The 10646-nt window shown below is 56.5% G+C and carries 10 protein-coding genes; 2 read left to right on the top strand and 8 right to left on the bottom strand.

The window, feature by feature from the left end:
- From JWG43_RS16775 to JWG43_RS16765, 3 genes are all read right to left on the bottom strand, one after another.
- The coding region (locus JWG43_RS16775; RefSeq protein ID WP_205244102.1) for a hypothetical protein at window positions 1-1153 on the bottom strand (1153 nt) is incomplete at its 3' end.
- Between the two features lies 1 nt (window position 1154).
- The gene (locus tag JWG43_RS16770; protein WP_205244101.1) at window positions 1155-3470 is read right to left on the bottom strand and encodes a hypothetical protein; all 2316 of its coding nucleotides are present in this window, start codon (window positions 3468-3470) and stop codon (window positions 1155-1157) included.
- Between the two features lie 700 nt (window positions 3471-4170).
- Window positions 4171-5055: a patatin-like phospholipase family protein gene (locus JWG43_RS16765; protein ID WP_205244100.1), complete on the bottom strand. Its 885-nt coding sequence runs from the start codon at window positions 5053-5055 to the stop codon at window positions 4171-4173.
- A gap of 438 nt (window positions 5056-5493) precedes the next feature.
- Here JWG43_RS16765 and JWG43_RS16760 point away from each other — a divergent pair, with 438 nt between their 5' ends.
- Window positions 5494-6288, top strand: coding sequence for an alpha/beta hydrolase (locus tag JWG43_RS16760; RefSeq protein WP_205244099.1), 795 nt, complete (start codon window positions 5494-5496; stop codon window positions 6286-6288).
- Window positions 6289-6399: 111 nt separating this feature from the next.
- Here JWG43_RS16760 and JWG43_RS16755 read toward each other — a convergent pair whose 3' ends face one another.
- From JWG43_RS16755 to JWG43_RS16735, 5 genes are all read right to left on the bottom strand, one after another.
- Window positions 6400-7341, bottom strand: a complete 942-nt coding sequence (locus tag JWG43_RS16755) for a DMT family transporter (RefSeq protein ID WP_205244098.1) — start codon at window positions 7339-7341, stop codon at window positions 6400-6402.
- A 135-nt stretch (window positions 7342-7476) separates the two neighbouring features.
- Entirely contained in the window at window positions 7477-7995 is a 519-nt protein-coding gene (locus tag JWG43_RS16750; protein ID WP_205244097.1) for a TlpA family protein disulfide reductase, read from the bottom strand.
- A gap of 444 nt (window positions 7996-8439) precedes the next feature.
- The gene (locus JWG43_RS16745) at window positions 8440-8643 is read right to left on the bottom strand and encodes a hypothetical protein (protein WP_205244096.1); all 204 of its coding nucleotides are present in this window, start codon (window positions 8641-8643) and stop codon (window positions 8440-8442) included.
- Window positions 8644-8899: 256 nt separating this feature from the next.
- Window positions 8900-9715 carry a DUF4198 domain-containing protein gene (locus JWG43_RS16740; protein WP_205244095.1) on the bottom strand — a complete coding sequence of 272 codons (816 nt, stop codon included), beginning with the start codon at window positions 9713-9715 and terminating at the stop codon, window positions 8900-8902.
- A gap of 105 nt (window positions 9716-9820) precedes the next feature.
- A complete protein-coding gene (locus JWG43_RS16735) occupies window positions 9821-10138 on the bottom strand; it encodes a hypothetical protein (RefSeq protein ID WP_205244094.1) in 318 nt (105 codons plus the stop codon).
- A 360-nt stretch (window positions 10139-10498) separates the two neighbouring features.
- Between JWG43_RS16735 and JWG43_RS16730 the strand changes: the two genes are divergently transcribed.
- On the top strand, window positions 10499-10646 hold a 148-nt coding region (locus JWG43_RS16730; protein WP_338033279.1), incomplete at its 3' end, for a FeoA family protein.

Below are 10646 nucleotides of genomic sequence, written 5' to 3'. Positions count from 1 at the left end.
TCGGCTCATGCAGGTCGGGGCTGGCGATGAAAGCGAGGTCGAGGTGGTAGGGCTCGACACTGCGCATGCTGCGGGTACGGCCGCTCACCCGGAGGACATACTTGCCCGGCTCCGGCAGGTCGACCACCAACTTGTCGGCATCATCCCTGGCATGGTCGGACAGCCATGCGCCACTCGGGTAGGGAAACACCCCAATCGCCAGTTCGACCCCTGGCGGCGCCGCCTGGGTGGTAATCGTCCACTCGCCGTGATGGGGTGCTTCAAACAGGTAGTGGTCGCGGTCCCCCGCCGGCAGGATCGTGCCGATCAATGATGTCGTACCCGTGATCGGCGTTGCGCTCTCCGCATCCGGATTCGGCTCATGCAGGTCGGGGCTGGCGATGAAAGCGAGGTCGAGGTGGTAGGGCTCGACACTGCGCATGCTGCGGGTACGGCCGCTCACCCGGAGGACATACTTGCCCGGCTCCGGCAGATCGACCACAAACTTGTCGGCATCATCCCTGGCACGGTCGGACAGCCATGCGCCACTTGGGTAGGGAAACACCCCAATCGCCAGTTCGACCCCTGGCGGCGCCGCCTGGGTGGTAATCGTCCACTCGCCGTGTTGGGGTGCTTCAAACAGGTAGTGGTCGCGGTCCCCCGCCGGCAGGATCGTGCCGATCAGCCGCGCAGTGCCCGGTGTGGGTGTTGCTTCCGTCACGGTCTCATTACCAGCGCTTTCCTCGATCACCTCGCGAGTCCGCTCACGCCGCTCATGGTCGGTCATTGGGATCTCAGACCTAATCGCCTCTGCCTCTGCCACGAGACTCTCGAGCCAGGCATCCAGTGGAGCCCCACGACGTACCGGGTCATGGCTCTGTATTCTGACGATCTGTCCAGGCCACACCTCAACGGCGGAGTCTCGGAAGGAAGCTTCGACCCGTTCTTCATCAACGGACTCAATGCGCAACATGCCGCCCTCTGTCTCCAGGCCATCCAGCGATACCGCAACCAGGACACCCATGTCCCCTGGCCGGGGCAGCAACGGCCCCAGCATCATGATCTGAACTGTGTCGCCTTCTTCACCCACGACAAGACCCGTTAAATCACCACCAAATCCCTGCAGCGGAACTGCGAAAAGAGAAATCAGAAAAATAAGTGCCGCAATTCGCATCTCAATCTCCGCAAAAACGTCTCTTTAGTTCAGACATACTGGGTCCGTCACGCCCTTCCGTTTCCCAGTTTGCAATTACCTGTGGCACCAAACGTAGAAGTTCCTGGGGGTCCACAGCATCCCGGTCGGTCGTAGGGGCTTGCTTGATACCAATTCGCGGACCTGATTCCCAGAACCAGGGTGTCCGGTTTCTGAAACCACCCACCGTTGGTGGATCGTCGACATGGCAACGGTTTCCCAGTCTTGACCGGTAGTCCTCCACAGCTTCGGTGAGGCTTTGGCCACGCCGTAAAGTGATAAGCCGGTCCTCATACCCATTATAGACATAACTTCCTCCTGCCCAATGAGGTACATAACCGGCGCCGGATATTCTCAGGACAGCATAGGCACGATCTGGCAGCTTCACCGGATCGCAGACGTCGCGGTACGAGTCCACAATACGCGTCATTATCTTCTGCCGACTCTGTATACCTGCCATTGACGGGTCTCCGAGTTGTCCCAGTAAGAATTTCGCCGAAGATACGTGCCGCTCCATTTGCTCGCGGTCACAAGCCGTTCGGGCAACCAATGCGGAGGCTATTGCTGCATCCACGGCTCGGATAGAGGAATCTTTCGATGGAAGCCCTTGCTCCTCGGATCCATCTTCGTCCTTCACCGATATGAAGATCTCACTTTCGACCATCATCACGTTAGAGCCACTCCAGAAAGTCGCATCCACTGAACCGTTGAAACGCGCAACAACCTTGTATCTCCCGGGGGGCAGGTCCGGGGGCGCATGGTACGCGACGAAGCCTCCCTCGCGGGCCATCTTGATTTCACCAGTCTGAATTCGGTCGCTCAGAAACGACACGTTGCCCCTGACAGGCAGTACGTTGCCATCCCGGTCAGTTACCCGAAACCGGATGACACCATCGCCGCCGGGATTGACTTTGGGAGGATTTGCACTCAACTCCAGCCGGCTTTCAATTCCGGTTGCGACTATGCATGAGGGTGACCCAACCAGGGTCATGTGGCCTGCGCGTGGGTCATATGTTATTTCCGCGCTGATTCGGTAAACGTAGTTCTCGGTGTCAGGCGCAGTGAATACGACCGTGGCAGGTGGCTCCACCACCCGTGGCTCGAGCCTCCCGCCTCCTCCGCCAAGACCAAGCCATCCGGTGAGCGATGCCTCCTCCCTGCTACTGAGGTTGACCAGCAACGCAAGCGCATCCTCTCTATCGGCGTATTCGGCGGTGACGCTTATTGTTGTGCGCCCGCCAGGCTCCACCACTGTATCGGCAGGAGTGAGCCGAATGCCGACAATGCGATTAAGAGGCTGAAGAACATCCCCGAGCTTCGGGTTGGGGTTGCCGTAGGTGGCCATGAAAGCGTAGCGGCGAAGAAGTTCTTCAGCGGTAATGTCACGAGGGTTTTGCCACCGGCCGAGATCAGGGTCCCAGATGAAAACGCCTCTGTGCGGTACAACGAATGCATCACGCAGACCTGATATCGGGCGTAAATCCGTACCGTCGAGTCTCCTGGCAAGCTCGGGAAACTGATTCTTGAAAGTTGACATGCGCGGATCGCCGGCGCGGAGGTACATCATGTTTTCCATCTCCGTATCGCTCAGTTTCTGATCGATACGTTCGATGGCATCAATCAATGCTCCGCTCACATTGCCGTAGGTACCGATGAAGTCACCGACAATCGGGATATCCTTCCCCAGCCCATCCATGGCGTCGAACAGAACGCGCACACCGTCTAACATTCTCTGGTTTGCAGGGGTTGGTGCGTCGTTACCGAGCTTTTCCAGCAGGTTTAGGAGGGTGGCGAGCCTGGTCCCGTAATCTCCCACTCGATCGATTTGCTTGATGGTATGTCGCGCCTGGGCCATCTGTTCGGCAGCAATTCTATCGAGCCACACTATCTGCCGATCCCACGTGTCAACCTGATTGAGGCCATCCTCAATCTCCATCAAGGTTTGATGGATACCGCGCGCCGCCCTGAACACTTCCCATCCCGCATCGCTGCCTGACCACCGCTCTTTGCTGACCATCATCTCATCAACCTGAGCCCTGAGATTTTCTATCTGACGATCCAACTGTTCACGGTGAGTGTCGTCCACCCTGTCGCGCTGCTCGATTAGCTCTTGTTGCTGCTGGTTAAGCTGATTGATCTGCCTGTTGTAGTAATCCGCAACCTCTCCGGTCCACTTGTCAACGAAAGCGGCGCCATCCAGTACTGTTGCCTGACCGATGGGGGTGGCTGCCGCCAAGCCGACTGTCATGAGCGACACGGCATATACTAGCATAATTGTCCCAACCAGGCGCATCATCACGGTTACCTCCAGTCACGTGATCTGATTTTCTGTATACGATGGCATCTTCCGGCCCCCAAGAGCGCTTCGAGTAGCGCCCCACGTTCACGCTATGTCTCACCACTGTGCCTTCAATCCTCGCGCAGTACTCTGGTCGCTCTAACCAGACCTCCAAGACAATTATACCCTGGAATCTGAGTGATTGCATAATCTCTTCATCACGATCTGCAAAAAAAAAACAAATCCGGGTGTATAGCATATGGGGTCAGGCCTCCAAGTCGTTAAGTTTTCAGTCCCTTTGGAAGACAAAGTGGAGTTGGTTGGTCATGGAGGAGCAGGTATGTGCCCGGTCCCCAAAACGGCAGGTACCTGCTGCAGGAACAGGTGGGCGGGAAGAGCCGGTTGCTAACGGCTTAGGAAAGATAGTTGCCCGTTGTACGTTCACCAATACCTACCAATGCTGCCAGGATGATGCGAGAAAAACGCCGGGTCGATTGTTGCGAGCTTTAACTGCGATGAGCGTGTGTATCTCAATGGAAAATCTTGACGTCTTCCAGGCCTGACCCCCTCGCCGTGTGACCCCCTCGCCGTGACATGCTGCTTCTCCATGAAAGCTCAATTGTGAGGTACACCAGCGGAGCGGGCGGCAAGCCACAGGCTTGAGGTCAGAGCCGACTGGGGCGCACAGTGGAAGTACAAGTCAGGACTGAGGCAGTCAAGGCTATTCAGTCTGCCACTTGCGGAGCTGCTCTCGCAGGTGCTCGGCACCGGGCCGTGCCTGTTCGAGGATGGTATCGAGCCGGTGGAACTCCAGCAGGCGCACGTCGCTGATATCCAACTGGATGTAGAGGTCCGGCTCCTGACGCAGGATCATTTCGCGGATCAGTGATTGCTGCATCAGTTCGAAGGTCTTGAACAGCAGGTCGGTGATACCGGTGTTGTCATCACTGGGCCGCCGGTTGCCCGAGACGTCGATGGCCACCACCCGGTCGGTGTCACTGAACAACAGATCAAAGGGAAGCGGCCTGGAGGTGCCGCCGTCCACCAACAGCAGGTCGCCCCGAATGACCGGATCAAACAGGCCGGGTACCGCCATGCTGGCATGGACCGCGGCAAACAGGTCGCCCTCATCAATGATCACCGATTCGCCACTCCAGAAGTCGGTCGCCACCACCGCCAGTGGTATGTGCAGGTCTTCGAAGCGGGTAGCCTCGACGTGACCGGCAAGAAATTTGAGAAAAGCAGTGGGATCAATCAAACCGCCATCGTCGAGATTGACAGCAAGTACATCATACAGTTTCAGGTCGGATCTGAGGATGCCGGTCAGCGCATCAAGCTTGGAGCCGGCAAAATCCCGGAAGATAGCTTCTATTTCATCGGCACTGAGCCCCGCGGCATAGAGTGCGCCGATTACGGCGCCGATGCTGGTGCCGCTGATGCGCGCTGGGCGTATGTCCATTTCGTCAAATACGCGTAAAATTGCGATGTGGGCCAGACCACTGGCACCGCCGGAACCGAGCGCCAGGCCAATTTCCTTTGGCGCAGCCGACGCCGGTGCCGAAGGCTGCAGGAAGATCAGAATGCCCAGCAGCAGAGCAAACCGCATCAGGATAGTCCTGAGAGATCGGCATCGCCGCCGAACATCCCGGCGTTCCGGCTCCCGCGGAGGAACACCTTGGTCTGCTTGAGAGAAAAAGAACATCATTGCTTTATATTTCCTGTTTTTTGTTTTTAAATGAGTGCATGGATGGCAAGGAAAAAGCGTTTCCTGGATCCGTGATGGCTGGGCTTTTTTTTTTGGTTGAGTTTGCTGTAATCAGTTTAAAATATGAGGCTATTTTCAGCAATCCACCCTCACCAACCGCCCTTCGGGGGCGTCCGTCCGCGCGCCATCTTCATTGCCCGTAACCGTCCGATAAAGAGCACTTTAATCGAACGGCAACGAATAACGAAGCTGACGTACGGACGAACCCTCACGGATCCAGGCTTTTTTAAGGCCAAATCCCCTTGAAGGATACAACAACCTGAAGACATCGTCGCAATCATGCTTACCAGAATAGTGGGTTACATCGTCGTTGGCTATCTTGTTCTCTGTGCCGGAACGTTTTTCATGCAGCGGAAAATGCTCTACCTGCCGGAGACTTCCTTTCTCTCGCCGGAGCGGGCGGCCTCCCACGGTCTGCGCCATTGGCCATCCGTGGAACAGTTTCATGGGTTTGTCAGCGATCCTGAACCAGCTGAAGTGGAAGGTACCATCATCGTTTTCCATGGCAATGCCGGTGCTGCCTTTCACCGTGGCATGTATATCCAGGCGCTGAGCAGGCACAATCTCCGGGTAATTCTCGCCGAATACCCCGGATACGGCGGCCGGGACGGCAAACCCTCCGAGGAGGTCCTTGTTCAGGACGCGGTGGCAACGATCAGGCTTGCCCATCAGCAGTTTGGCGATCCTCTCTATCTCTGGGGAGAATCCTTGGGCAGCGCCGTTGTTGCCGGTGCCCTGCGGCACACCGAGACGCCGGTGCCGGGCGTGGTGCTGTTTCTGCCCTGGGATACCCTGGCCGATCTGGCCCAGACCCATTACTGGTATCTGCCGGCGCGGTGGCTGGTGCTGGATCGGTACGACAGTATCGCCAACCTGCGAGAGTACCAGGGCAGGATTGCCGTTGTCCTGGCCGGTGCCGATGAAGTCGTCCCTGTCCTCCATGGGCAACGACTCTACGCATCCCTGACAACGGAAAAAAAGTTGTGGCTGTTTGAGGGAGCCACCCACAACAATATGCCGGTCGCCCCGGAACTGCCCTGGTGGGGAGAGGTGGTGTCCTTTCTCTCCCGGTGAGCATGTAAAGGGAATAAGAGGATGATCAATGCCTGAATCCGTGACGGCTGGAGGTTTGTTTAGAGCACATTTCACTGTAAATAGGTTGTTGCTCGTGTTCATCGGCATCAGTCACTGCGGTGTTTCCCTCCAGTTTTCCTTGATGGCGGTCGGTGATCGCTGCTTGATGATCAGCACTACCAGGCCGGAAAAGATCAGCCCAATGCCGGCAAAAGCCTGGAGGTTGAGGAATTCTCCAAGGATGAAAATGCCAAGCAGGGCTGCGGTCAACGGCTCGACCAAGGTTAGAGTGACGGCGCCGGCAACCTGAACGGTCTGCAGGCCGCGGGCAAAAAGCCAGTAGGAGAGGGCCAAGGTTGCCAGGCCAAGGTACAGAGCGGCCAGCAGAGCGCTCGGCTGCATCAACCAATCCACCTCAATACGTAAGAGGGCCGGCGACAAGATCAGTGCCCCCAGGCAGACGACAATCGCTATCAGGGCGTTGGGGGAATACTTGTCCAGCAGCCCCTTGATCGCCAAGGCATAGGCAGCATACGAGCATCCTGCACCGAAGGCCAGGAGGATCCCCAGCGGATCAACGGTTACCTCGCCACCGCTGAAACCAAGCAGGATGCACCCGCCGATAGCCAACGGTGTGGCCAGGTACCAGCGACGGCCCGGTCGCTCTCCACGGAAGATCAGCCCCAGTAGTCCCCCGGCAATCGGGGCACTGCCCATGGCGACAACAGTTCCCACCGCCACCCCGGTTTTTGCCACCGCGCTGAAATAGCAGAGCTGATAACTGGAGGTCAAGGCTGCGGCCAGCAGCAACGGCAACCAGTGCCACCCCCTCGGTAATTGCAATTCCTGGCGTGAGAGCGCCAGCAGAAGCAGAGCCAGGCCACCGATCAGCAGGCGCAGAGCGCCAATGGTAGCAGGATCATATCCGGCGGGTGTCAGTGCCTGGGCGGTGCCGGCGGTACCCCAGAGAATAGCCGCGGCCAGCACAAACCAGTGGCCTCCCACCGGGCCCGGGCATGAAGAAGTCTGGCTGGAAAGGGTGGTTGTTCTCATGGAGTATCCTGGCGGGGCCGGTTGTCTTCTCGATGGCAGCAGCCACATGAGCGGAGATGGTTGGACGATCAGCGGGAAATGATTGATGCAACAGATGCTGCCCAGAACGATGTGCCCCGTTTGCGCTTTATTTTATCACAGCATCTCTCGGATCAATTCGTCCAGTCGCGCGGAAGAAAACTGACCAATGTGATGGTAGCGGACCAGGCCCTCGGCATCGATGAGCATGGTGACGGGGATGCCGGAAATACGGTAATCCGCCAGCAGCCGGCGATTGGCAAAACCCACCGGATAGGGGATAGCGTGATCAGCGACGAATTGCCCCAGCGCCTGCCGGCCTGTCTCCGAGGAGGGCGCGATAAAGGTCACCACCTCACCATAGCGGGCATACAGCTCCTTCAAGGGGGGGATATTATGCAGACATCCCGGGCACCATGGCGCCCAGAACTCTATCAGGACCGGCCGGCCTCGCAGCTTATTCAGGTTCAATTCGCTGCCGTCGAGCATGGTCAGGGTAAAATCCGGTGCCGGTTGACCGGTGAACCCGCTGGTGCCATGCTCGCTGCGACAGCCTCCAGGCAACAGGGCGATTGCCGCGACCAGCAGTACGATCATGATGGAGGTGTGGTGTTTGGCGGAAAAAAAAGATTGCATAGTTTGTTTGTTCCTTATTGTCCCTGATATCAATAGCGTTTCCTGCCATTTTGTTACAAAATGGTACCAGGGCTGCGCCGGCTCGGGGATGGTTAGGGCTCTGGTGTACCAGATATCGACGCCGTTGTCGTGCGGAATTCTATGCACTGCCCCCAGCATGAAGAGGAACATCCCCCATATGGAACATTTCAACAATAAATCGCGCAGGGTCCAGAGTCGGTGCAGGCATCAATGGTGATAATCGTTTTCTGAGGTGTTCCAGGTGACAAGCGTAGAAGGGGAGAATCGACCAGGCTCAGCTCGGCAAGGGCCTGCGGCTGACCCCTATACCGTATTGCGAGCAATGGTGAAGTTAAGATAACGGTCGATGGTATGACCATCAGTGTGGTGAACGAGATCATGGCCATCAGCGGCGTTTATGGCATACACTCTCAAAATATGGTCTCAATGCTGATCCCGGTTGCCACCACAATTGGAACAACCGTCAGCATCCGGGCCTTTCGGTATTTCAGGTTTTTGCTGGATGTGAGCGCAGGAGGAAGCACTGCAACCGCAACTGCAGCCCCGAGAGGCCACAATTCGACGATAGAGGTACCAGACAGCGATGGCCAGGGCCGCGCCGGTGAGCAGATAGTCCCAGAATTGCATAATGTTCTCCATTTTGCAGACGAGCGTAGAGCCGGCTACCCTGTTTGGTGATTGTCAGCCGGCGTACAGATTTTAGAGGTCCTCCCGGAGCGAGAGGACCTCCATCGATTCTTTGATCAAGTCAGCATTTTTAGGCAAGAAAAACGTCCCGGATGCAGCAGTGGTCGTTGCCGCGGCCGGAGGCAGCCGACCGTGCATGGTGCTCTCCCCAGGTTGTCCTCACTTTGATCTCTCCGGAATGTTCGATATTGTTTATTCAGTTGATATCCTTGGCCTGAATCCAGATAACGGCATCATGGGAGCAGGGCTGGCCCTTGTAGGTGAAGTCCTCTTCAAGATCCAGGGCAGCGAATCCCCACCAACCGGCCCTGGGGATGCCGAAGGTAAAGACACCGTTGTCATCGGCGAAGATGGTCTGCATGGCAAAGGATTCCTGGGGCACGGTCACCGCCGGCTCCGCGGCGAAACTGTTACTGTCAAGCAATGGCTGGTGGTTGAGGTATTCCACCTCGATCTCGGCATTGGGGACCGGTTCACCGTTGAGGAGCACCTGTCCCTGGAAAACGTTGCCGGTCCAGCGATCGTAGGGTTTGGCCAGGGGAACGATTTCCGTGGGCAGGCCGACGGGCTCATGCCAGGCGCCGGGCTCGCCGCCGACATTGACAATCATTTTGGTATTCTGCTTGATGTAGGCGTCCTCCTTTGCTTCCCAATACGATTCGGGGATCAGGGAGAAAATATGGTCGCCGCCCCGGGCCTGGTACATGGTTTCCCAGGCCTTGCCGGTATTGGTCAAGCTGGCCCATTCAATGGCTTTGAGTTCCTCTTTGAGATCGGTGCGCACCGGCTCGTTCTCGCCCCGGGTACGGATGACGAAGAATTGCTCCGGAGTGCCCATGTCCATGGTATAGCCGGCGTCAAAGGGATGGGTGAAGACGAGTTTGATTGGAATTTGCCCACCCTGTTCCAGGGCCATTTCCGGGGTGTAAATCATCTGAAAGTGGGCAGAGGCCATGGTGGCGGCACCGAGGACAACGGTGCCGGTCAGCAGGGCCGCGAAAGATGACTTCATAAGGTTCTCCTGTTCTGGTTTTTTCAATGTGAAAGGTATGGTGTATGGTCATGGAAAAACGGAACGATCATCTGGTCCGGCTGGTGCCGTCCCGCGGCAGGCCTGTCAAAAGATGATGTTTCTGTCGGGAACCTCAATAACATGGCCTTCACCGGCGTCGAAGATGACGGTGAAGTCACTTTCGGGTCTGGTGAAGGTGAAGGTGGAGTCGGCATCCATGGCGCCTTCCATCAAGATGGTTCCATCGCTGGCCTCAATGCGCATGGCCACACCGGATGCGGAGGAACCGTCGGAAAATCCTCCCTCACAGGTGATGGTGTTGTCGCCGTTGTCGAAGCAGGCGCACAATGGGGTATGGGCCTGGGCAGCTGTGGCGGTCATGAACAGCAAAGAAAGAACATAAATAATGGGCTTCAAGTTCATCTGGTATCTCCTTGTGTTGAAATTATTAGCCGGAAAGATTGGTGTCACGTGTTGCCGGTCGCTAAATTAGCTCTCCCTAAATAACATGTCAACACTTTTTTTGGCATGGCGTTTATATTTAACAAGTCCTAATGATAGAGCGAATAGCGCTGGCATGGGAATCCCCGGTATCCTTGGCAAGGAATATTCAGTTCAATGGCATCGACCAGAGGTACCTGGGCACCGAATGATAGCTGATAAAGATAGTCACGGTCGGCATTAATTTGTTCATGCACACCAAAAAAATATTGACCAGTCATAAGTTTTCGACTACAAAGAGTTTGCTTTTAGAGCTACCTAATAATAACCAGAGAGGTTCCGATGCATAAAAAAATACAAAATTGCCGGATGCTCGCCGATGTCCTTCCCGGCCAGAGGGCCAGGATCCGCTGCCATCACGGATGTGGGGCCATTCGCCAGCGACTGCTCGATCTCGGTTTCGTCCCGGAGACCGAAATCAGCATGATCA

The organism is Desulfobulbus alkaliphilus, assembly GCF_016918545.1.
GTDB lineage: Bacteria > Desulfobacterota > Desulfobulbia > Desulfobulbales > Desulfobulbaceae > Desulfobulbus > Desulfobulbus alkaliphilus.
The sequence above is the reverse complement of the archived record's forward strand: the minus strand, read 5'-3'. Positions and strand labels throughout refer to the sequence as shown.

What these genes read in the sequence shown, in the direction of transcription:
- JWG43_RS16765 (WP_205244100.1), bottom strand. Translation starts at nt 5,055, where the DNA reads ATGCGGTTTGCTCTGCTGCTGGGCATTCTGATCTTCCTGCAGCCTTCG.
- JWG43_RS16760 (WP_205244099.1), top strand. Translation starts at nt 5,494, where the DNA reads ATGCTTACCAGAATAGTGGGTTACATCGTCGTTGGCTATCTTGTTCTC.
- JWG43_RS16755 (WP_205244098.1), bottom strand. Translation starts at nt 7,341, where the DNA reads ATGAGAACAACCACCCTTTCCAGCCAGACTTCTTCATGCCCGGGCCCG.
- JWG43_RS16750 (WP_205244097.1), bottom strand. Translation starts at nt 7,995, where the DNA reads ATGCAATCTTTTTTTTCCGCCAAACACCACACCTCCATCATGATCGTA.
- JWG43_RS16745 (WP_205244096.1), bottom strand. Translation starts at nt 8,643, where the DNA reads ATGCAATTCTGGGACTATCTGCTCACCGGCGCGGCCCTGGCCATCGCT.
- JWG43_RS16740 (WP_205244095.1), bottom strand. Translation starts at nt 9,715, where the DNA reads ATGAAGTCATCTTTCGCGGCCCTGCTGACCGGCACCGTTGTCCTCGGT.
- JWG43_RS16735 (WP_205244094.1), bottom strand. Translation starts at nt 10,138, where the DNA reads ATGAACTTGAAGCCCATTATTTATGTTCTTTCTTTGCTGTTCATGACC.